Below are 19,092 nucleotides of genomic sequence, written 5' to 3'. Positions count from 1 at the left end.
GCTTGGGGCCATGACCAGCCCTTTGCTCAATCTTCCCGGCGCGGTGGCGGCAGAAGGCCGTGACGAGGGCGTAGCCGCCCACTACGGAGAGCTGTACGGCGAACAGCGCGCCCTCGCCGACGGCCGCGGCTTCGTCGACCTCTCGCACCGCGGTGTCATCACCGTCACCGGCCCCGAGCGCCTGTCCTGGCTGCACCTGCTGCTCACCCAGCACCTCACCGAACTGCGGCCCGGCCAGGCCACCGAGGCGCTGATCCTCTCCGCCAACGGGCACATCGAGCACGCCCTCTACCTCGTCGACGACGGCGAGACGGTGTGGGCGCACGTCGAGCCCGGCACCCAGGAGGCGCTGCTCGGCTACCTGGAGTCGATGAAGTTCTTCTACCGCGTCGAAGCCGCCGACCGCACCGCCGACTTCGCGGTGGTCCACCTCCCGGCGGGCTCCGTCGCCGAGGTGCCCGAGGGCCTCGGCGTCCGGGAGACCGCGTACGGGCGGGACGTCTTCCTCCCGCGCGCGGACCTGGAGGGCTTCGCCGCGGCCCACGGCCCGGCCGCCGGACTCCTCGCCTACGAGGCGCTGCGCGTCGAGGCGCACCGGCCGCGGCTCGGCGCCGAGACCGACCACCGCACGATCCCGCACGAGCTGGGCTGGATCGGCACCGCCGTCCACCTGCAGAAGGGCTGCTACCGGGGGCAGGAGACGGTCGCCCGCGTCCACAACCTGGGGAAGCCGCCGCGCCGCCTGGTCTTCCTGCACCTGGACGGCTCCGACGTGCTGCTGCCGCCGCACGGCACGCCCCTGCGGCTGGCCGCCGACGGCGCGGAGGGCCGCCAGCTCGGCTTCGTCACCACCTCGGTGCGCCACCACGAGCTGGGGCCGATCGCCCTCGGGCTGGTGAAGAGGAACGTTCCGGTGGACGCGGAACTGCTGGCGGGCACGATCGCCGCCGCGCAGGAGACCGTCGTAGCGCCGTAAGGCAGACCGTAACGCCGGGCGCCCGGGCGCCGTAACGCCGGGCGCCGTAGGGCGCCCGGGACGTCTCAGATGTCGATGACGACGGTGAACGGGCCGTTGTTCGTGAGCGAGACGCGCATGTCCGCTCCGAACCGGCCCGTCTCCACCGTCGCCCCCAGCGCCCGCAGTTGCGCGACGACCTCGGCCACCAGCGGCTCCGCGACCGGGCCGGGCGCGGACGCGTTCCACGTGGGGCGGCGGCCCTTGCGGGCGTCGCCGTAGAGCGTGAACTGGGAGATCACCAGCAGCGGCGCGTTCACGTCGCTGCAGGACTTCTCGGCCTCCAGGATCCTTACGGACCACAGCTTGCGCGCCAGCAGCTCCGCCTTCTGCGGAGTGTCGTCGTGGGTCACCCCCACGAGCACGCACAGTCCCTCGCCGACGATCTCGCCGACCGTCTCGCCCGCCACGACGACGCTCGCGCCGTCCACCCTCTGCACCACTGCTCGCATACCACCTGTGTACCAGGCGTGCACCCGTCCGGGGCCGATCGGGTGGAGTGGACCTGCATCCGCACCACGGAGAGTGGCACGATGCTCGCAGGCGGTGCTGCCATGCACCGGTCGAGGGGACGGACACGTTCACATGAATATTTCTGGCACCGATACCTCAGCTACCTCAGCCACTACACCCACCTCGGCCGCCGCCGGGACGGTCCGGCCGCCCGCGCAGCGCACCGGTACGGGCACCGGCGCTGCCGGTACGGGCCCCGGCGGGGGCGCCCCGCGGCAGGCCGCCACCGCGCTCGGCCTGCCCGAGCTGCGCGCCCAGCGCCGGGACGCGCAGCGCGACGAGGCCGACCTGAGTTACGTCCGCAGACTCCTGCAGGGCCGCATCGACATCCTGCGCGCCGAACTGGCCCGCCGGACCGACCCCGAGTCCCCCGTCGTGGACCGGCTATCCGAGATCCTCGCCGACGCCCCCTCCAGCCGCAGCGCCTCCGCCCGCCACCTCACGCTCGGCACCCCGCAGAGCGAGGAGTACCGGCTGCTGGCGGCGGAGATGCTGGCCGATGTGGAGCTGTCGGACCTGGACGCGCGTACGGACGGTGAACTGCACGACGGCATGGGCAAACTGGTCGGCTACGAGCAGCAGGTCTCCCGCCGCCGCAGGCAGTTGCAGCGCACCGCGGACGACTGCAGCGCGGAGATCACCCGGCGCTACCGGGAGGGCGAGGCCCAGGTGGACGACCTGTTGGTGTGAGCGTCGCCGCCGCCCGCGGGAAAATGAGGCGACTGGGCGGCCGGAGCGCCATTAGCGTGGCCCGTCATGAGCGCTGACGTCCGGACCATCACCGAATCCGAGTTCCCGCAGTGGCTGAACGCCGTACTGACCGGCTTCCTGACGGCCGCGAGGGTGACCGAGTCGGACGTCGCCCGGCGCCTCGCCACCACCGACTTCTCCCGCACCCAGGGTGCCTTCGACGCGGACACCGGCCGCTGCGTGGGCACCTTCCGCTCGTTCGCGCAGGAACTGACCGTGCCGGGCGGCGCCCGGGTCGCGGCCAGCGCGGTCTCCAACGTCACGGTCTCGCCCACGCACCGGCGCCGCGGTCTGCTCAGCCGCATGATGCGCGCCGAACTGGCCGCCGCCCACGCGCGCGGCGACGTCCTCTCGACGCTGATCGCCGCCGAGTACCCGATCTACGGGCGCTACGGCTACGGGCCCGCCGCGGGCATCTCGGAATGGGAGATCGACGTACCGCGCACCGGGATCGACCCGCGCTGGTCGGCCCCCGAGGACGGCGGCCGGATCGACCTGGTGGACGCCGCGGAGACGCGGCGGGTGGGACCCGCGCTGCACGAGCGGCTGCGGGCCGTGACCCCGGGGGCCGTCGACCGGGACGCGCGCTGGTGGAACCTGGCCACCGGCGTCGAAGAGCGTTCGGCCCACCCCTACACGCCCCGGTTCTTCGCCGTGTACCGCTCCGCGGCGGGCGAGGTGGAGGGCCTGGTCGGCTACCAGGCCGACGACCACTGGACCGACGCGAAGATTCCGCTGAACACGGTCCAGGTCACGGACCTGATCGCGGTCACCCCGGCGGCGCAGCGGGCGCTGTGGCACTACCTGTGCTCCATCGACTGGGTGATGAAGGTGCGCACCGGCCGCCGGGCCCCCGACGACCTCGCCCCGCTGCTGCTGCCCGACCCGCGCGCCGCCCGGACCCTGACCAGCGCCGACTTCCTGTGGGTGCGGGTCCTGGACGTCGTACGGGCGCTCCAGGCGCGGACGTACGACGTGCCGGGGACCCTGGTCCTGGAGGTCATGGACCCGGACGGCCCGGCCCGGGGCCGCTACCGGCTGGACGCGGGGGCCCGGGTCTGCGCACCGACCGGGGAGCCGGCGGACCTGCGGCTGGACGTGTCCCGGCTGGGCTCGCTCTACCTCGGCGACGAGTCGGCGGTGCGGCTGGCGGAGCTCGGCCTGATCGAGGAGCTGCGGCCGGGGGCGGTGGCACGGGCGGACGCGGTCTTCCGCACCGCGCGGCGGCCCTGGTGTCCGGACGTCTTCTGAGCTGTCACACCGGCGCTCACACCGGCGCTCACACCGGCGCTCGCGCGGGCGCCGGAGCAACGCGCCGACGCGGTCCGCCCGGAGAAACTCGATGTCACCGTCTTGGAGGACTGAGCCACTTGCCATCGCTGCCCACGGCCGAGGAAGAACTGGTCACGACCCTGCGCGCGGCAGGCTGCGTGTTCGCGGAGGAAGAGGCGTCGCTACTGCTGGCGGCGGCTGCCGAAGGGGCCGACCTGGAGGCGATGGTGGAGCGCCGGGTGATCGGGCACCCGCTGGAACACGTGGTGGGCCGGGCGGAGTTCCGGGGGCTGCGGATGGTGGTGGGCGAGGGGGTCTTCGTCCCGCGCCGCCGCAGTGAGTTCCTGGTCGCCGAGGCGGCGGCGCAGGCCGGGCCCGGGTCGGTGGTGCTGGACCTGTGCTGCGGGGCGGGCGCGGTCGGCGCGGCCGTCGCCGCGGAACTGGCCGGGCGGGGCGCGGGTGTTGAGCTGTACGCCACCGACATCGACCCGGTGGCCACCAGGTACGCCGCGCTCAACGTGGCGCCGTACGGGGGCCGGGTGCACACCGGCGACCTGTACGACGCGTTGCCCGCCGGGCTGCGGGGCCGGGTCGACGTGCTGGTCGCGAACGCCCCCTACGTCCCCACCGGCGAGATCGGGCTGCTGCCGCCCGAGGCCCGCGACCACGAGCCGCCGGCCGCCCTGGACGGCGGCGCGGACGGTGTCGCCATCCAGCGCCGGGTGGCGGCGGGCGCGCCCGCGTGGCTCGCGCCGGGCGGGCGGCTGCTGATCGAGACCAGCGGGCGGCAGGCGCCGCTGACCGCCGGGGCGCTGACGGCGGCGGGGTTCGCCGAGGTCCGCGTGCTGACCTCGGAGGAACTCGACGCGACCGTGGTGATCGGGACGGCCGCGCCGTAGCGGGCGGGTGCGGCTGCGGGGGCTACGCGCGGGTGCCGGTGCGGGGGGCCGGGTCCGCGGGGGCGGCGCCGGGCGTGCGGGCCTGCGTTCGGGCCTGCGTACGGGCGAGCACGCGGGCGATGCCGAACGCTACGGCGATCAGGGCCGCCGCGACGGCGAAGGTGACCCGCATGCCGGTGGCGACGGCCTCGGGGCGCGCCGTGGTGATGTCGGCGGCGGCCGACGCGAAGGCGAACACGGCGCCCATGACGGAGGCGCCCGTGACGAGCCCGAGGTTGCGCGAGAGGTTGAGCATGCCCGAGGTGACGCCCCGGCGGTCCGGGCCGACCCCGGCCATGACGGCGGTGTTGTTGGCCGTCTGGAACACCGCGTAGCCGATGGTGACGACGACGAGCGGGGCGACGTAACCGGCCGCGCCCGGCGCCGTCGGCATCACGGTCAGGGCGCAGGCACCGGCCGCCATGGTGAGCAGGCCCGCGGCGGTGGTGCGGGGCGCGCCGAAGCGGTCCACGAGGCGTCCGGCCGGTACGCCGGTCAGCGCGGCGACGAACGGGCCGGCCGCCAGGGCCAGTCCGGTCTGGGCCGCGCCGAGCCCGAGGCCGCGGGAGAGGTAGAACGGGCCGACCACCAGCGTCGCCATCATCACCGTCGAGACGAGAGCGCTCATGGCGAGGCTCGCGCTCAGGGCCCGGTCGCGGAAGGCGGAGAGCCGTACCAGCGGTGAGGCCGCGCCCGCCTCGACGCGGACGAAGAGGGCGACCCCGAGGGCGGCGGCGGCCAGCAGTGCCAGGTTGAGGGGGCCGAAGTCGCCGCGCCCCAGGGTCATGGCGAGGGCGTAGGCGGCGAGGGTCAGCGCGAGCAGCAGGGTGCCGAGGTGGTCGAAGCGGGCCCGGGCGGCGCCCGGTTCCCGCCGGTCGGCGGGCAGGTGGCGACGGGCGAGGAGGAAGGCCAGGATCCCGATCGGCGCGGTCACCAGGAAGACCGCCCGCCAGCCGGGCCCGGCGATCAGGACGCCGCCGAGCGGGGGGCCGAGGGCGGTGCCCACGGCGGACATGGTGCCGAGCAGGCCCATGGCGCGGCCGGTCCGTTCCTTGGGGACCGTCCCGCCCACGAAGGCCAGGGTGAGCGCCATCATGACGGCCGCCCCGAGCCCCTGCGCCGCCCGGGCCGCGATCAGCAGTGGGAGCGAGGGCGCGAGCCCGCACAGCACCGAGGCCGCCGTGAACACGAGGATCCCGGCGAGGAGCAGTCTGCGGCGCCCGGCGATGTCGCCGAGCCGCCCGGCGCCGACGACCAGGGTGGTGATGGCGAGCAGATAGGCGAGGACGACCCACTGGACCTGCTGGAAGGAGGCGTCGAACGCCCGGGCCAGGGTCGGCAGTCCGACGTTGGCGATGCTGGTGCCGAGGGAGGACAGCAGCATGGACAGGGAGAGGGCGGCGAGCACCCGGCGGACGGGGGGCGCCGGTGGGGCCGTCGTGTCGTGCGGGTTGCTTCGGTTCGTCACCGTGGACTCCGGTCTCCGGGGCTCCCTGACCGGGAGCGGTGCCCGGAGCGTGTGCCCGGGCGCCGCCGGCGACAACTTCTGTTGCTGATTCCGGGACGGGGGAGTGGAATGCCCCCATGGACGAGCGAGACGCGACGGGTACGACGACGGCACGGCACCGGGCGGTGCTCGACGAGGTCGGCCCCCGGCTGAAACGGCTGCGCGCCCAGCGCGGCTTCACCCTGGCCGTGCTCGCCGAGACGACCGGGATCTCCAAGAGCACGCTCTCCCGGCTGGAGTCGGGTCAGCGCCGCCCGAGCCTGGAACTGCTGCTGCCGCTCGCCGACGCGTACCAGGTGCCGCTGGACGACCTGGTGGGAGCCCCGGAAGTGGGGGATCCGAGGGTCCGGCTGACCCCGCGCCCGCTGCCGCACGGTGGTACGTCCGTGGCGCTGTCCCGGACCCCGGGGCCCCTCCAGGCGTACAAGATGATCATCGTGGACCGGGGCGCCGAGCCGGAACCGCGCACGCACGAGGGCTACGAATGGCTGTACGTCCTGAACGGCAGGCTGCGGCTGGTGCTGGCCGACCGCGACCTGATCCTCGGCCCGGGGGAGGTCGCCGAGTTCGACACCCGGCTGCCGCACTGGTTCACCAGCGCGGACGGCCACCCCGTCGAACTCCTCAGCCTCTTCGGCCGTCAGGGCGAGCGCATGCACGTCCGCGCGAAGCCCGCTCCCTGACGTCCCGTCCCGTCAGCGCTCCCGCCGGGAGCCGTCCGCCCCGCGGGTCAGGTCCTCGGCCGGGAGCGTGCCCGTGGTCCGGTGGGCCGTGGCGCTCTCGTCCGCGCAGGAGCCGATGCCGTACACCCCGTGCCCCTCGCCCCCGGCGACGGTGACCATCAGTGAGCCGCGCGGGGCCCGGTGCGTGGCCTGGCCGCCGGGCGGAGCTGCTGGCGCCCGTATGGGCCCAGCGGGTCCTTGGCCGCGGCGGCGGCCGTCGCGGGGGTCAGCGCCGACAGCAACGCCGCAGCGGCGCCGACGGCGGCGAGGGCTGCTGTTCGGGTACGTCGCGCCATGGGGTTCGTCCTCGCTCGCACCAGATGATCGCCGGTCAGCGGGCCGACCGGTCGACCGGTCAATGGGTCACGGCGATCCTCGTTCCCGGGGGCGCGGGCGCACATCGCGGCAAGGCGGGAGAACGCGCTCCCTCCATCGGGGGAGGCCTTCGGTGAGTGGCGCGGCCATACTGACCGATCATGATCAAGGGACTTCGGCCGCTGCTGCGCGGCTCCACCTACACGGGTGCGCTGGCGCACCCCGCTCTGGCTGCTGCTGCACGTGGCGCTGGGGTGGACGGGGGCGCTGGGCGCGGTGCTGTGCCTCGCGGGGCTGGCCCTTCCCGGGGGCTGGCCGCGCTCGGAGGCGGGGCTGAACCTGTTCGGGCGGACCGTGCGGGTGGAGGGCGGATGGCAGAGCTGGGCGGTGGCCTTCTGCTGCCTCCTACTGGCGGCGGCCGTGTGCGCGGTGGTGACGGGCGCGCTGCGATGGCTGGCGCCCCGCCTGTTGGGGCCGTCGGCGGCCGAGCGGCTCGCGCTGGCGGCCGAGCGGGAGCGGGCGCTCGCCGAACGCAACCGGCTCGCGCGCGAGTTGCACGACTCGATCGGGCACACCCTGACGGCGGCCACGATCCAGGCGGCGGTGGCGGGCGAGGTGCTCGCCACCGACCCGGTCGCGGCGCGGGCAGCGCTGCGGGGCATAGAGGAGTCGGCGCGGGCGGCGCTGGAGGACCTGGACTACGTGCTGGGCGCGCTGCGCGAGGGGAAGGCGGAGGCGGCGCCGACCCGGACCCTGGCCGACCTGCCCGAGCTGCTGGAGCGGGTGCGGCACGCGGGAGCGGTGGTGGAGGCGGAACCGCCGGACGACGTGGCGCACGTACGGGGGACCCTGTCCCGGGCGGCGTACCGGATCCTCCAGGAGGGGCTGACCAAAGCGCTGCGGCACGGGGCGGGCGGCCCGGTCGAGGTCCGGGTGGCGGTCGAACCGGACGGCCTGGCGCTGAGCGTGGTCAACCGGACCGGGGCCGGGCCGCGCGGGGACGGCTTCCCGACATCCGGGCACGGCCTGCCGGGGCTGGCCGAGCGCGTACGGCTGCTGCACGGCGAGATCGAGGCGGGCCCGGACGGGCCGCTGCACTGGCGGCTCGCGGTCCGGCTGCCCGTACGGGCGTCGGCGTGAGCGGCTCCGGGCCGGGCGCGGCCGTCACGCTCCTGATCGCGGACGACGACTACGTCACCGCCGCGCTCGGCGCGGGAGCCGGCGGCTTCGTGCTCAAGCGGCTCCCGGTCCGGCAGATCGCGGAGGCGGTGCGGGTGGTGGGGGCGGGGGAGGCGATCCTCTTCCCGGCGGCCCTGCGCCGGATGGTCGCGGCCCGCCCGCTGGGCTCCGCCCGGGCGTTCCCGGGGGCGGCGCTGACCGGGCGGGAGGAGGAGGTGGAGCTGCGGCTGATGGCCATCGGCCTGTCCAATCCGGAGATCGGGCAGTCGCTCAGGGTCAGCCTGGAGACGGTGAAGACCCATGTGGGGAACGTACTGACCAAGCTCGGCGCGCAGAACCGTACCCACGCGGTGGTGATCGCCTACGAGTCCGGACTGGTCGTCCGGGGTTTCCCCGGCGTCCCCGGCTGACGCCGGGGCGGCGCCCGCCAACCGGGCCGGGCTTCGGGGCCGGTCCGGCATGGCGCCCGCCGCCCGGAAACCGGTGCCCACCGGCGCGGGTCTCGACAACCCCGGCCAGCCGGGGGTCATCGGCCTCGCACTCGCCGCGGTGCTGACGGCCTTCCTCGCGCAGGGCTCCTGGCAGTGGTTCTCCACGTACATCGGGCTCACACTGCTCGCGGTGATCTTCTCGTTCTACCGGCTGCCGACCCGCGCCCCCGGCCTCGGCGCCGCGTACGCGCGGAACCTGACGGCGTACTCCCTGGTCGTCGGCCTGTGCGTGGCGATCACGGTGGCCCCCATGCTCCAGCGCTGGGCGTGGCTGTTCCCGATGCCGGGCACCCGCGGCCGCTGCGGGGCGCTGGGCACGTACGAGAGCATCCGGACGGAGGCGGCCCTGGCGGACCTGGTCGACCGCGCCGGTCCCGCCCTGGCCCGCGCCCAGGCGGCGCAGAGCCATGTGGCCGCCGCCGACTGCCTGTCCACGACCACGACCCTGTGGCTCCCGGTCTACGCGGTGGGAGCGGCCGTCCTGACGGCCCTGACGGCCTGGACCGTCGGCCGCACCCGGAACCGCGCCCGAGCGGTGTGACGGGGTCAGGTGTTCCGGCGCCGCAGGGCGTAGGCGATCGCGACGGTGGCCAGGAGCGGGCCCCACAGCAGCATCGGGACGTAACAGGCGTTCATGATCCAGGCGGCGCCGCCCTCCGGGCCCTCCGGGCCGCCCGCGGAGGCCGGCCAGCCGCCCCGGAACATCAGCAGCGTCACCGCGGTGACCGCGAGGGCGCCCAGCAACGCCGGAGCGGCCGCTGCCCAGGGCGGAACGCGCCGGTCGGCGAGGAGCGGGACCCAGCGCGGCACCTTCTCGCCCCAGGGCCTGACCAGGCCGAGTGTCAGGAGTGCGAGTGCCTCGGTGAAGAGGGTCAGCAGGGTGATGTAGGAGGAGGTTTCCCAGCCGGGACGCCAGTCCGCGGCCAGCTGACCGCTGAAGCCGACCGGGATGCCGACGGCCATGGCCATCCGCCACAGCCCCGACGGCAGGACGACCAGCGGCACGGCGTGCGCCGCCCGGTCCACCCAGCGCGGTACGGACGGCGGAGCGGTGGCGACGGCGGTCGGCAGCGTGGTGGACATGTTCACAGCAACCCCCTGAGAGCGTGCGCGTCACCTCAGAGCCTCGCCCCGCGCACGGCGCCACACATCCCCCCACGGGCTCGCCGCGATCATCCGCCGGTATGAGCCCGCGCTGCCCCTGGAGGAGGAGGTGACGGCGGGCCCCTTCGTGTGACTCGCAGCGATAACTGTCACCGAGCGGGGGATCTGACCTGGTCCTCTCGGTCGAGTTCGCAGCGGTAGTTGTCACCAGTTGCTCGGGCTAGTTGTCACAAGGTTCGTGTTCGCAGTCGGGTTGTCACCAATTTCGAAGCGTGCTGGTGCGGGCGCCGTGGGCGGGCGTTTGCTTGAAGGCATGGCCGACGAGGACGGACTGCTGCCTGCGGCAGACCCTGAGGCGGGGGCGGTGTGGTCACACCGCTGCCGCTGGGACGACTTGCTCGTACGGGCGTCGGTTGCCTCTGGACGTCAGGATCTGGATCTCTCGGATGGCTGGACTCGTCGCTGGGCTGTCACCTTGAACCTCGGAGGCGGCGAACTGATCGTGCCGGTCCGGGACCTTGCCCAGGTTCAGCTTCCCGGGGTCGGGCCGGTTCGCTGGTTTTCGTGGCATCGGCGGCAGCGCCACCGGCCCGGGCTTCAGTACGTGGTCAGCACAGGGAGGCATCACGGCTTCGAGAGTCTGGAGGAAGCGAAGGTCCTGCTCGCGCTGGACTTCGCCGGCCAGGTGCGGGAGGTGGTCCCGCAGCCCTTGAAGCTGCAGTTCCGGACCGGCGGCGGGCCGCGTGTCCATGTTCCTGACTTCCTGGTGCTGTCCCGGGCCGGGGTGTGTCTGATCGATGTCCGCCCGCTCGACCGGGTGCGCGCGAAGGACGTCGAGTCGTTCGCCGCCGCCTTTGAGATGGCGCTGGCCTGCGGCTGGGAATACGTAGTGGCCGCAGGCTGGAGGCGGCACGTCTTCACCGGGCTGGACGCTTTGTCCTGCCAGCGCCGCCCGCTGCCCGATCCGCTCGGGCTGCGGGCGGATCTCTTGGAACGGGCCCAGGCCCGGGTGTCGTTCGGGGAACTTGCGGCCGCTTCCACGGTTCCGGCGCTGGCTCGGGCGGAGCTGCTGCACCAGCTCTGGCACCGTTCGCTCGGTATCGATCTTTCTGTCCCGCTGAGTGACCGCTCGCTGGTCGAGCCGGCAGGTGGGGCCCTGTGAGTCCTCCTCTGGTGCTTGATCTCGCTCCGGGGGCCGGGCTTGTCCTGGACGGGGTGGAGTGGACTGTCGAGCGGCACGAGCCCCATCTGGGGCGGGTCGTGGTAGTCGATCCGGCGGGGGCCCGGCAGCAGCTGACCTTCCGGTTCCTCGTCAACCATCCGGCTTGTCGGCCGTCCTCGCGCACAGCGGCCGACGGCCCGGACCGCGGGCGGCAGTCCGCGTCCGTGGCTGATCTTCCGCCGGGGAGGCTGGAGTTGGTCCGGCTGCGGATGGCCCACCTGCTGGAGGTGGGCACCGGGTTCCGCAGTGGGAATCCGGAGGATCCCGGGCCGGGGGAACCGAGGCCGTGTTACGACCCGGCCGTCACCACGCTGACCGAGCGGCGGTGGGCCAAGGTCGCCGAGCTGGGGGCGATGGACCGGCAGGAGGCCCGGCTGCTGGGACTGGACCGGGTCGGTTACCGCACGCTGATCCGCTGGGAGCGGGGCCGTGAGCGGTCCGGGCTGATCGGATGCGCCGATGACCGGTGGCTGCGGCCGGGCGGGCGCCGCCCGAGCATCGGCCCGGAGATCCGGGAGGCGATCTTCGCGGTCCACGCCGAACTGCAGGGCCGGTCCCGGGTCGGGATGGCCACCCGCACCCGCCTGATCCATCAGTACGTACGCGAGACCTACGGGCCCGACCTGCACGTCCCGTCCTACAACACGCTGCGGCAGGTCTGGCACGAGTGGTTTGGCCCCAGTGGGTCACGGCCTCGCAATCTGGGGGCGGCTGATCTGCCGGTACGGTCCGGGCATGTGCTGGTCGACCGTCCCGGGCAGGTGGTCGCGCTGGACACCACGGTGCTGCCGGTGATGGTCCGCGAAGGTGTCTTCGGCGAGCCGGTCAGGGCCCACCTGACCCTCGCGCTGGATGTGTTCACCCACTCGCTCTGCGCTTTCCGGCTCACACTGGTGTCGGACACCGCGGTGGACGCGGCGATGCTGCTGAGGGACGTGATGCTGCCACTTCCGATGCGGCCGGAGTGGGGGCCGGAGATGGAGTGGCCGTATCCGGGGCTGCCGTCCGCGCTGGTGGCCGAGTTCGCCGGCCATCCGGTGGCCGGGCTGCCGTTCTTCAGCCCGGAGACAGTCACCACCGACCACGGGTCTGTCTATCGCAACCACCACCTGGTGGAGGTCGAGCGGAGGCTGGGCTGCAACATCCTTCCGGCCCGGGCCCTGCGGCCTCCGGACAAGCACGCCGTCGAGCGGGCCTTCGGCGCGATCAGGACGCTGCTGTTCGAGCACCTGCCCGGCTACACGGGCGTCGATGCCGCCGACCGCGGGGCCGCCCCCGAGGACGAGGAGGTGCTGACACTGGAGGAGATGGAACACCTCGTCGCCACCTGGATCGTGGGCATCTGGCAGCGGAGGCACCTGGGCGAGTACGCCCCGGCCTGGGACGTCGGCGGCAACCACAGCCCCAACACCCTGTTCGCGGCATCCTTTGAGCAGACCGGCCTGGGGCTGCGGCTGCCGCAGCCGGACCTCTACTACGAGCTGCTGCCGTCCCACCCCATCTCCGTGCTGCGGGAGCGCGGAGTGAAGATCAAGGGCCTTTGGTATTACGGCGACGCGCTTGAGCCCTACCTGAACGAGCGCTCGGCCCGGGGCGGGAGGTTCAAGGGCCGCTGGTGCGTCCACCGCGAACCGCGCGACCGCCGCACCGTGTTCTTCCAGGACCCCCTCACCCACGACTGGCACGAATTGCGCTGGACCGGACTGCCCCCGGTCGGCACGGTCCCCGCGTTCGGCGACCGACGGGTCTCCGAGCTACTGGCCGCCGCACGCGAGGCAGACATGCGGCCCCGCACGGATGCCGAACTGCTGCCCCTGCTGCTGGAGATCCTCGCCGCCCGGGCCCCGGTCAGCAGCTGGAAGACGGCCACCACCCGCTCCGAACGCATCAACCACGCCCGGGACGAGACCCAGGCCCGGGCCGCCGCCGAGGACCGGGCCGCTGCCCCGGCCCCCGTCTCACCGGTGACCCCCATGCCGCAGCGCGTCGAGCAAGCCGTCTCCGGCCTCGATGCCGAGCGTCGGCACCGCCGCGAGGAGGCGGTGACAAGACGTCCCACCAAACCAGCTCGGCTGGGGACGAGTTACCGCACCGGCAACCTGTTCCTGCTGCCCGAGGACGACACCGACCACCCCCAGCCCGACCCGCCGGACGAGGGAGCGTGAGCCATGGACGACCGCGCCACGAGCGGTGATGGGGAGGCGGGCATCGTCTCGTTCCTGCGGGCCGGACCGCCACCGGACCGGCTCAGCTTCGAGGGATGGCAGCGCTGGCGCACGACCCGCAGCGCCTTCATCCCGGCTCCCAGGCTGAGCCCGGACCAATACGGGGCCCTGCCGACTCGCCGCCGAGCCCTGCACGATCTGCACCGCACTGCCTCGCACGTCAACCTCGGTCTGCAGGAGACCCCGATGAGCCGCCGGGTCACCACGCTGATGAGATCCCGCATCTAGAACAACGCTCTGAACTTCACCCCCGGCACCCGCGACGGCCTGATGATCAGCGGGGGCGGCTACCAGGGCAAGACCGAGACGGCCTGCGAGGCCGCAGCGGCCTTCGAAGACTTCTGGCGCGACCTCCACCAGCAGCTCAACCCCAACGCGATCGAGGGGACCCGGGACCTGTTCGTCCCCGTCGCCTACTGCCAGACCCCGGTCAAGGCCACCCCGAAGGGGCTCTGCGAGGCGATCCTCGACTTCTACGGCGCCCCCTACGCCAAGACCCTCCGCGGCCTGATCCGCGGCGTCCGTGCCTCCCTGCACGACCACAACACCACCGTGCTGATCCTGGACGACATCACCCGATTGAAGATGCACCGTGAGGACGACCAGGACACCCTCGACCTCATCCGCGACCTGATGTCCTTCAACGCCACCGTCATCCTCATCGGCGTCGACATCCCCGGCTCGGGCCTCCTGCGCGAAGGACGGCCCGACCCCCGCACGGGCCAGTGGACTCTGCCCGGCGCCCGGCATGGCCGCAGCGACCAGGCCGCCACCCAGACCGAACGCCGCTTTGACCTGGTCGACCTCGACCCGTTCACCTACGACACTCCTCAGGAGATCAACGCCTGGATCGAGCACCTGGCCGGCACCGAGGAACAACTCCGCCTCCTCGGTGCCCGGGACGGCATGCTCACCGACGGCGACATGCCCGAATACCTCTTCCGCCGCACCGGGGGCATCGTCGGTCTGCTGCGGCGACTCGTCCAGGACGGCTGCACCCGCGCCATGGAGACCGGCCAGGAGGAGCTGACCATCCCGCTCCTCGACGAGATCACCATCAACCTCGGCAACCTTCTCGACCGAGACCCGCAGGCCGGCGAGATCCCCGCCGTCCCCGCCAAGCCCGCTCCGAAGCCCCGCCAGAAACCCCGCAACACCGTCTTCGACAACAAGGCCGCGGGAAAGTGACGGCTGCCCCATGCCTCCGCTCCGGCCTCTGCCCCGCAGCCTCGCCCCGCTCCCGGATGAAAGCCTCGTCGGCCTTCTTCTCCGCCTGGCCCACCACAACAACGTCAGCCCCGGAACGATCGTCCGTCACACCGGGCTGAGCAACCACCGGACCGGGCTGACCGAACATCTCTCCATCAGCCAGCAGTATCTTCCAACACCGGAGCAATCAGCTGAGTTCGCACGCACCACCCGACTCGGTGAGGACGAGGTCGCCAACCTCTTCCTCGCCCCGTTCGGCGCCCGCTACGGACCGCTCGATGCAACGCTGATACGCCGGCCCCGGGGACGGATCCTCCACGGCAACCATGACGTGTTCCGGCGCTGGTCACGGTTCTGCCCCAGCTGCCTGGCTGGCGACTCCGACATCGAGCGCGCTCACGGAGGCAGCTGGAAACGCCTCTGGCGGCTCCCTCCAGTCTTCGCCTGCCCCGCCCACCGCTGCCTTCTCCGCCACAACTGTGTCAAGTGCGGTCACCTCGGCATGGAGGTTCAGGGCTTCTCACTCATCCCCAGGATCAAGAACGAGGATCTTCACCCCAACCAATGCCGTGTCGTCACCGAAGGGCGACCGGAGCGCCTCAACGCCCCCATCTGCGGCGCCCGCCACGACCAAGCCCCGGCACCTGCCTGCAGCGAGGACTTCCTGAAGACAGCACTCGCACTGCAGCAGGACCTGATGGGATTGCTTTGCCCCGACGGCCCCCGAGAAGTGGGCAGCGTCGGGTGGATGATCGACAGCAATCAGTACTTCATCGACCTGCACACCGTCGCTGGCCTGATCACCCTGACCTGGCCGGCAGCCCGGAACCTCGCCCTCAGCGCCGAACACGACGAAATCCTTGAGCAAGATGCCCTGGAGAGGGAAGAGCGCAGGGACCGCCTGAAAGGGGGATCCGGCAAGTTCCACCACTTCCACGCGCTGGCCAGCCCATCTGTCGACGCCAGGGCCTACGTCGCGGCGACCGCCATCGCCCACCGGATCTTGAAGGGGACCGACAGCGGCGCCTTGACGGCGCTCGCCCCGGTCCATGCGCACCTACAGGAAGTCCAAGGGCCCATGAAGACCACGGGCGACAGGATGCGCAACTTTCCGAGGAACTCCCCACCGCTGCGATTTCTCCTCACCCACAGGACTCCCATCACGATCGAGGGCATCCACCAGTACGCGACAGCGCGCGACCGCGAGTGGCGACCGGCACCGTGAGCCCGGACGCGATGATCGAGGCTGAAGCGCTACTTGATCAAGTGGAAGTCGGGATGTTGCAGCCAGGCTTCCAGGAACTCCACGTCCCCGACATGTCGAAACCACCGGCCCCCACCGCCGGTGTCATAGGAGACCTCCGCCAGCCTCCCCGGGAGATCTGACGCCAGTGCTCTCGCCCGGGCCAGGACTGCCTCGTCGCTCGTGTCGTCTCCCGCGGTGCGGTGACCACTCAGGAGGCCGTCGAAATCGACCAGCGCATCGAGACGGCGGGCGAGAGCGAGCGTCAGGTGGCCGAGCAGCACGTGGTTCACCGGCCCCGAGCAGCCGGCACCGGCTATCAGCCCCTGCACTGGTGGTCGCGAGAAAGCCGAGTAGTCCTCGTCCTCGGCAGGCATCTCCTCGTCCTCCGACAGGAAGAACACGCCGACGCCGGCCGGGTCGAAGGCCTGCAGGCCCAGGGTCGAACCGTCTCGCACCCAGAAATCCGCGTCACCGCTGGCCTTGGCCTCCACCGGCTCGCAGAAGGTCTCCAACCACGGGACCACATCGGCCAGGATGTCCGCGAACCCGCATGGTTCGAATAGCCACAGTCCAACTGCCGGTCCCGACATAACGCCCCCAGAGCCTCGTGGCCCAACTGCCACTCGGACCCGGTTCTACCAGGCCGTGGCGGCAGACATCTGATCATTTTGGGCCACACCCCAAGCCCAGATTGATTTCAGTGCTGGAGTACTCCGGTTCCAACAAGTGAGCCGAGACACGATAGTTGGAACCGTAGGGCGCGGTGAACTGGCCATCTCGGGGACGTGGGACACGCTTATTGGCACCAGATGGTCACGCTTCTTGCAACCAGCGGCGAGTTGTCAGTCTTGTTGGCACCAGTTTCCGGCGATCCTGAGGCCGCAGTGGGGGTAGACGATTTCCTGGGCGGCATGAGCCGGACGGCGAAGGCCGACGGGTGCTGAAACAAGCCCCGATCACTACTACTTGACAGCAGTGAGATCTACCCATGCCTGTACGGTGTCGCCTTCACGGACGAGGTCGACGCCACGTGCTGCGAGAAGTCGGTGGACGGCCGTGTTATCCGGCTTGGTGCTCACGAACAGCGAATCGAATCCGTCAGCGCGTCCGAGGGCTAGGAGGTGCCCAAGCACTGCACCGCCGACGCCGTTGCCACGGTGGGAACGTCCGATCCACACCCCGGCTTCGACCGCGTGCTTCGCCTCCTCCATCGGACACAGTCGTGCAGCTCCCACCACTGTCTTCCCCACGACGATGGCATAGGTGGTCTCCACCGGCACGACTGCCAGCGACCTCGACCGATGAAACGCCAAGAAGGCGATACGACGCTCGGCTGTCCATCCGGCGGGTCCAGCCACCGGCGGCATCACCTCACGGGGATCCGCATCGGCCACGGCAGCCTCCAATAGCTCTCGCAGCAGATCCTCATCGAGCGGCCGAAGCGTGACGTCAGAGCGCATGCCCGCATTCTGCCATCCGCCAGTTCCAACTCTCGTGGCCAGGTTCCAACCATCGGGTCCCGGCTCAACAAGCTCGGCGGCTACGGACGGCTGGTGACAGAAACCTCTGCGAAGTGACAGTTATCGCTGCGAGTCACACTTCGGCTGCGGTCCCGCCATGGGAGCTATTGCAAGCAACTGCTTGCAATAGCTAGCAAGGTGCGGCAGGATCGGGGCATGGCATCGCTCAACGTCGGCAATCTCGGCGGCTACCTTCGTGATCAGCGGAGGCAGGCGCAGCTCTCGCTGCGGCAGCTGGCCGAGGCGGCGGGGGTGTCCAACCCGTACCTCAGCCAGATCGAGCGCGGGCTGCGCAAGCCGAGCGCGGACATCCTCCAGCAGCTCGCCAAGGCACTGCGGATCTCCGCCGAGACGCTGTACGTGCAGGCCGGGATCCTTGAGGAACGGGACCGGGACGAGGTGGAGACGCGCGCCGTCATCCTCGCCGACCCGTCGATCAACGAGCGGCAGAAGCAGGTGCTGCTCCAGATCTACGAGTCGTTCCGCAAGGAGAACGTGCTCGATGACGCCGGCAGTTCCCCTGACGGTGCCCGCAGCGCTGCCGACGGCGACACGATGCCCCAGCCGAGCCAGCCGAGCCAGCCGAGCCAGCCGAGCCAGCCGAGCTAGACGAACCACGAACCACGAACCAGACGAACTGACCGACCTGTGATCCGGGAGGACCCGCACATGGCCATCGCCGATGACCTGAAGAAGACCCTCACCGACCCGACGCCGCTCTACTTCGCCGCCGGTACCGCCGACCTCGCCGTCCAGCAGGCCCGCAAGGTGCCCGGGCTCATCGAGCAGCTGCGGGCCGAGGCCCCGGCGCGGATCGAGGCCGTGAAGAACACCGACCCGAAGGTCGTGCAGGAGAAGGCCCGCGAGGCCCAGGAAGCGGTGACGGCGAAGGTCGCCGAGGTGTTCGGCGCCCTGGACCCGAAGAAGCTCGGCGAGAGCGCGCAGGACCTGGCGCTGCGCGGGGTGGGCGTCGCGGCGGAGTACGCGGTGCGTGCCAAGGAGACGTACGACAAGGTCGCCGAGCACGGCGAGCAGGCCGTACGCGCATGGCGCGGGGAGGTCGCCGACGAGATCGTCGACATCGCCGCGGAGGTCGAGGCCCCCGCTCCCGTCCCGGCGCCCGCCGCGCAGGCCGCTCCCGAGACGGCCCCCGAGGCCGCCGCCGAGGAGAAGCCCGCCGCGAAGCGGACCACGGTGCGCAAGAACACGGCCAAGAAGGCCGCCGCCACCGCGTCCGACGACGCCAGCTGAGTCACCCGGGCCGAACGGCCCGGACATCGGGAAACGGACAGTCGGCGGACCGGGCACCTTTGCGGGTGCCCGGTCCGTTGACCTTCCACGGGATCGCCCAGCCGGTAGCGTGGGAGCGGGGGCGGTCCGACGCAAGCACGCGCGAGAAGGCGGTCGAGTCGATGTTGATGCAGGGTTTCGACAATGGGGTGCTCCCTCTGCTGGGGTACGCCATGCTGCTGCTCGCCGTCGGGGCGTTCGTCCTGGCGCTGCTGGCCCGTGAGGACGCGTACCGGGCCGCGGGCAAGCAGACCAAGACCTTCTGGCTGGTGCTCCTGGGGGTGACCGTCCTGGTGGACTTCCTGCTCGGGATGCTGTTCCTGCAGATCGCCGGGCTGGTCGCCAGCATCGTCTTCTTCGTCGACGTACGGCCGGCCCTCAAGGCGGTCTCGGGCGGCGGGCGGCGCAGCGGCGGCAGCAGCAGCGACGGTCCGTACGGGCCGTACAACGGCGGGCGATAGCGGCAGTCGGCCGGTCGGCCGCCCCGCAGACCGACTAGCGGTCAGCAGGTCAGCAGGTCAGCAGGTCCGTAGGTCCGTAGGTCCGTAGGTCAGCGGGTCAGCGGGTCGGCCGC

At 72.0% G+C, this 19,092-nt stretch carries 22 protein-coding genes and 1 pseudogene; 16 read left to right on the top strand and 7 right to left on the bottom strand.

All coding sequences use genetic code 11. The annotated features are described in order from the left end of the window. The first annotated feature begins 10 nt into the window (after nucleotides 1-10). Complete coding sequence (ygfZ, locus tag QMF80_RS25225) at nucleotides 11-976, top strand: CAF17-like 4Fe-4S cluster assembly/insertion protein YgfZ (protein ID WP_283456984.1); 966 nt, start codon at nucleotides 11-13, stop codon at nucleotides 974-976. Nucleotides 977-1,041: 65 nt separating this feature from the next. Here ygfZ and dtd read toward each other — a convergent pair whose 3' ends face one another. After that, nucleotides 1,042-1,467: a D-aminoacyl-tRNA deacylase gene (dtd, locus tag QMF80_RS25220; RefSeq protein ID WP_283456982.1), complete on the bottom strand. Its 426-nt coding sequence runs from the start codon at nucleotides 1,465-1,467 to the stop codon at nucleotides 1,042-1,044. A 133-nt stretch (nucleotides 1,468-1,600) separates the two neighbouring features. Here dtd and QMF80_RS25215 point away from each other — a divergent pair, with 133 nt between their 5' ends. The 3 genes from QMF80_RS25215 (at nucleotide 1,601) to QMF80_RS25205 (ending at nucleotide 4,449) form a co-directional block, all read left to right on the top strand. Beyond that, a complete protein-coding gene (locus tag QMF80_RS25215) occupies nucleotides 1,601-2,218 on the top strand; it encodes an RsiG family protein (protein ID WP_283456980.1) in 618 nt (205 codons plus the stop codon). A gap of 66 nt (nucleotides 2,219-2,284) precedes the next feature. Beyond that, entirely contained in the window at nucleotides 2,285-3,529 is a 1,245-nt protein-coding gene (locus tag QMF80_RS25210; protein WP_283456977.1) for a GNAT family N-acetyltransferase, read from the top strand. A gap of 119 nt (nucleotides 3,530-3,648) precedes the next feature. Continuing rightward, nucleotides 3,649-4,449 (top strand): putative protein N(5)-glutamine methyltransferase, encoded by an 801-nt coding sequence (locus QMF80_RS25205; protein WP_283456976.1) that lies wholly within the window; start codon nucleotides 3,649-3,651, stop codon nucleotides 4,447-4,449. Nucleotides 4,450-4,471: 22 nt separating this feature from the next. Here QMF80_RS25205 and QMF80_RS25200 read toward each other — a convergent pair whose 3' ends face one another. Continuing rightward, entirely contained in the window at nucleotides 4,472-5,956 is a 1,485-nt protein-coding gene (locus tag QMF80_RS25200; protein WP_283456974.1) for an MFS transporter, read from the bottom strand. A 116-nt stretch (nucleotides 5,957-6,072) separates the two neighbouring features. On the opposite strand from QMF80_RS25200, the gene QMF80_RS25195 reads away from it, so the two are divergent. Then, nucleotides 6,073-6,678 (top strand): helix-turn-helix domain-containing protein, encoded by a 606-nt coding sequence (locus QMF80_RS25195; RefSeq protein WP_283456972.1) that lies wholly within the window; start codon nucleotides 6,073-6,075, stop codon nucleotides 6,676-6,678. Nucleotides 6,679-6,690: 12 nt separating this feature from the next. On the opposite strand, the gene QMF80_RS25190 is transcribed toward QMF80_RS25195, so the two are convergent. Together QMF80_RS25190 and QMF80_RS25185 are read right to left on the bottom strand one after the other, a co-directional pair. Further along, nucleotides 6,691-6,837 (bottom strand): hypothetical protein, encoded by a 147-nt coding sequence (locus QMF80_RS25190; RefSeq protein ID WP_502962911.1) that lies wholly within the window; start codon nucleotides 6,835-6,837, stop codon nucleotides 6,691-6,693. Beyond that, complete coding sequence (locus QMF80_RS25185) at nucleotides 6,837-7,013, bottom strand: hypothetical protein (protein WP_283456970.1); 177 nt, start codon at nucleotides 7,011-7,013, stop codon at nucleotides 6,837-6,839. The genes QMF80_RS25190 and QMF80_RS25185 overlap by 1 nt, the downstream gene beginning before the upstream one ends. A gap of 226 nt (nucleotides 7,014-7,239) precedes the next feature. On the opposite strand from QMF80_RS25185, the gene QMF80_RS25180 reads away from it, so the two are divergent. The 3 genes and pseudogenes from QMF80_RS25180 (at nucleotide 7,240) to QMF80_RS25170 (ending at nucleotide 9,243) form a co-directional block, all read left to right on the top strand. After that, nucleotides 7,240-8,172: a sensor histidine kinase gene (locus tag QMF80_RS25180; protein WP_283456968.1), complete on the top strand. Its 933-nt coding sequence runs from the start codon at nucleotides 7,240-7,242 to the stop codon at nucleotides 8,170-8,172. A 44-nt stretch (nucleotides 8,173-8,216) separates the two neighbouring features. Beyond that, nucleotides 8,217-8,621, top strand: a pseudogene (locus QMF80_RS25175) (helix-turn-helix transcriptional regulator); the annotation flags it as partial. A gap of 49 nt (nucleotides 8,622-8,670) precedes the next feature. Then, nucleotides 8,671-9,243 carry a hypothetical protein gene (locus QMF80_RS25170; protein WP_283456966.1) on the top strand — a complete coding sequence of 191 codons (573 nt, stop codon included), beginning with the start codon at nucleotides 8,671-8,673 and terminating at the stop codon, nucleotides 9,241-9,243. Nucleotides 9,244-9,248: 5 nt separating this feature from the next. Here the strand turns inward: QMF80_RS25170 and QMF80_RS25165 are convergent, their stop codons facing one another. Beyond that, nucleotides 9,249-9,785: a hypothetical protein gene (locus QMF80_RS25165; RefSeq protein WP_283456964.1), complete on the bottom strand. Its 537-nt coding sequence runs from the start codon at nucleotides 9,783-9,785 to the stop codon at nucleotides 9,249-9,251. Nucleotides 9,786-10,119: 334 nt separating this feature from the next. Between QMF80_RS25165 and QMF80_RS25160 the strand changes: the two genes are divergently transcribed. The 5 genes from QMF80_RS25160 to QMF80_RS25140 are packed head-to-tail and all read left to right on the top strand — an operon-like array spanning nucleotide 10,120 to nucleotide 15,687. Further along, nucleotides 10,120-10,968 carry a TnsA-like heteromeric transposase endonuclease subunit gene (locus QMF80_RS25160; RefSeq protein WP_283456962.1) on the top strand — a complete coding sequence of 283 codons (849 nt, stop codon included), beginning with the start codon at nucleotides 10,120-10,122 and terminating at the stop codon, nucleotides 10,966-10,968. 53 nt (nucleotides 10,969-11,021) lie between these two features. Continuing rightward, nucleotides 11,022-13,193 carry a transposase gene (locus tag QMF80_RS25155; protein ID WP_283456960.1) on the top strand — a complete coding sequence of 724 codons (2,172 nt, stop codon included), beginning with the start codon at nucleotides 11,022-11,024 and terminating at the stop codon, nucleotides 13,191-13,193. 3 nt (nucleotides 13,194-13,196) lie between these two features. Further along, nucleotides 13,197-13,481 carry a hypothetical protein gene (locus QMF80_RS25150; RefSeq protein WP_283456958.1) on the top strand — a complete coding sequence of 95 codons (285 nt, stop codon included), beginning with the start codon at nucleotides 13,197-13,199 and terminating at the stop codon, nucleotides 13,479-13,481. 42 nt (nucleotides 13,482-13,523) lie between these two features. Beyond that, nucleotides 13,524-14,441: an AAA family ATPase gene (locus QMF80_RS25145; protein ID WP_283456957.1), complete on the top strand. Its 918-nt coding sequence runs from the start codon at nucleotides 13,524-13,526 to the stop codon at nucleotides 14,439-14,441. 10 nt (nucleotides 14,442-14,451) lie between these two features. Next, the gene (locus QMF80_RS25140) at nucleotides 14,452-15,687 is read left to right on the top strand and encodes a TniQ family protein (protein WP_283456955.1); all 1,236 of its coding nucleotides are present in this window, start codon (nucleotides 14,452-14,454) and stop codon (nucleotides 15,685-15,687) included. Between the two features lie 29 nt (nucleotides 15,688-15,716). Here the strand turns inward: QMF80_RS25140 and QMF80_RS25135 are convergent, their stop codons facing one another. Next, nucleotides 15,717-16,298, bottom strand: coding sequence for a DUF6368 family protein (locus tag QMF80_RS25135; protein ID WP_283456953.1), 582 nt, complete (start codon nucleotides 16,296-16,298; stop codon nucleotides 15,717-15,719). Between the two features lie 372 nt (nucleotides 16,299-16,670). Then, on the bottom strand, nucleotides 16,671-17,168 hold the full coding sequence (locus tag QMF80_RS25130) for a GNAT family N-acetyltransferase (RefSeq protein ID WP_283456950.1): 498 nt from the start codon (nucleotides 17,166-17,168) through the stop codon (nucleotides 16,671-16,673). 216 nt (nucleotides 17,169-17,384) lie between these two features. Here QMF80_RS25130 and QMF80_RS25125 point away from each other — a divergent pair, with 216 nt between their 5' ends. From QMF80_RS25125 to QMF80_RS25115, 3 genes are all read left to right on the top strand, one after another. Beyond that, nucleotides 17,385-17,837: a helix-turn-helix domain-containing protein gene (locus tag QMF80_RS25125; RefSeq protein WP_283456948.1), complete on the top strand. Its 453-nt coding sequence runs from the start codon at nucleotides 17,385-17,387 to the stop codon at nucleotides 17,835-17,837. A gap of 60 nt (nucleotides 17,838-17,897) precedes the next feature. Continuing rightward, nucleotides 17,898-18,479, top strand: a complete 582-nt coding sequence (locus QMF80_RS25120; protein WP_283456946.1) for a hypothetical protein — start codon at nucleotides 17,898-17,900, stop codon at nucleotides 18,477-18,479. 161 nt (nucleotides 18,480-18,640) lie between these two features. Beyond that, nucleotides 18,641-18,979, top strand: a complete 339-nt coding sequence (locus QMF80_RS25115) for a DUF2516 family protein (RefSeq protein WP_283456943.1) — start codon at nucleotides 18,641-18,643, stop codon at nucleotides 18,977-18,979. Nucleotides 18,980-19,092 lie beyond the last annotated feature (113 nt).

This window comes from Streptomyces sp. G-G2, from assembly GCF_030063135.1.
Taxonomy (GTDB): domain Bacteria; phylum Actinomycetota; class Actinomycetes; order Streptomycetales; family Streptomycetaceae; genus Streptomyces.
This window is presented reverse-complemented; position numbering and strand designations above follow the sequence as displayed.

What these genes read in the sequence shown, in the direction of transcription:
- QMF80_RS25215 (WP_283456980.1), top strand. Translation starts at nt 1,601, where the DNA reads ATGAATATTTCTGGCACCGATACCTCAGCTACCTCAGCCACTACACCC.
- QMF80_RS25125 (WP_283456948.1), top strand. Translation starts at nt 17,385, where the DNA reads ATGGCATCGCTCAACGTCGGCAATCTCGGCGGCTACCTTCGTGATCAG.
- QMF80_RS25135 (WP_283456953.1), bottom strand. Translation starts at nt 16,298, where the DNA reads ATGTCGGGACCGGCAGTTGGACTGTGGCTATTCGAACCATGCGGGTTC.
- QMF80_RS25140 (WP_283456955.1), top strand. Translation starts at nt 14,452, where the DNA reads ATGCCTCCGCTCCGGCCTCTGCCCCGCAGCCTCGCCCCGCTCCCGGAT.
- QMF80_RS25115 (WP_283456943.1), top strand. Translation starts at nt 18,641, where the DNA reads ATGTTGATGCAGGGTTTCGACAATGGGGTGCTCCCTCTGCTGGGGTAC.
- QMF80_RS25130 (WP_283456950.1), bottom strand. Translation starts at nt 17,168, where the DNA reads ATGCGCTCTGACGTCACGCTTCGGCCGCTCGATGAGGATCTGCTGCGA.
- QMF80_RS25150 (WP_283456958.1), top strand. Translation starts at nt 13,197, where the DNA reads ATGGACGACCGCGCCACGAGCGGTGATGGGGAGGCGGGCATCGTCTCG.
- ygfZ (WP_283456984.1), top strand. Translation starts at nt 11, where the DNA reads ATGACCAGCCCTTTGCTCAATCTTCCCGGCGCGGTGGCGGCAGAAGGC.
- QMF80_RS25165 (WP_283456964.1), bottom strand. Translation starts at nt 9,785, where the DNA reads ATGTCCACCACGCTGCCGACCGCCGTCGCCACCGCTCCGCCGTCCGTA.
- QMF80_RS25195 (WP_283456972.1), top strand. Translation starts at nt 6,073, where the DNA reads ATGGACGAGCGAGACGCGACGGGTACGACGACGGCACGGCACCGGGCG.
- QMF80_RS25190 (WP_502962911.1), bottom strand. Translation starts at nt 6,837, where the DNA reads ATGGTCACCGTCGCCGGGGGCGAGGGGCACGGGGTGTACGGCATCGGC.
- QMF80_RS25145 (WP_283456957.1), top strand. Translation starts at nt 13,524, where the DNA reads ATGATCAGCGGGGGCGGCTACCAGGGCAAGACCGAGACGGCCTGCGAG.
- QMF80_RS25120 (WP_283456946.1), top strand. Translation starts at nt 17,898, where the DNA reads ATGGCCATCGCCGATGACCTGAAGAAGACCCTCACCGACCCGACGCCG.
- QMF80_RS25160 (WP_283456962.1), top strand. Translation starts at nt 10,120, where the DNA reads ATGGCCGACGAGGACGGACTGCTGCCTGCGGCAGACCCTGAGGCGGGG.
- QMF80_RS25185 (WP_283456970.1), bottom strand. Translation starts at nt 7,013, where the DNA reads ATGGCGCGACGTACCCGAACAGCAGCCCTCGCCGCCGTCGGCGCCGCT.
- dtd (WP_283456982.1), bottom strand. Translation starts at nt 1,467, where the DNA reads ATGCGAGCAGTGGTGCAGAGGGTGGACGGCGCGAGCGTCGTCGTGGCG.
- QMF80_RS25170 (WP_283456966.1), top strand. Translation starts at nt 8,671, where the DNA reads ATGGCGCCCGCCGCCCGGAAACCGGTGCCCACCGGCGCGGGTCTCGAC.
- QMF80_RS25210 (WP_283456977.1), top strand. Translation starts at nt 2,285, where the DNA reads ATGAGCGCTGACGTCCGGACCATCACCGAATCCGAGTTCCCGCAGTGG.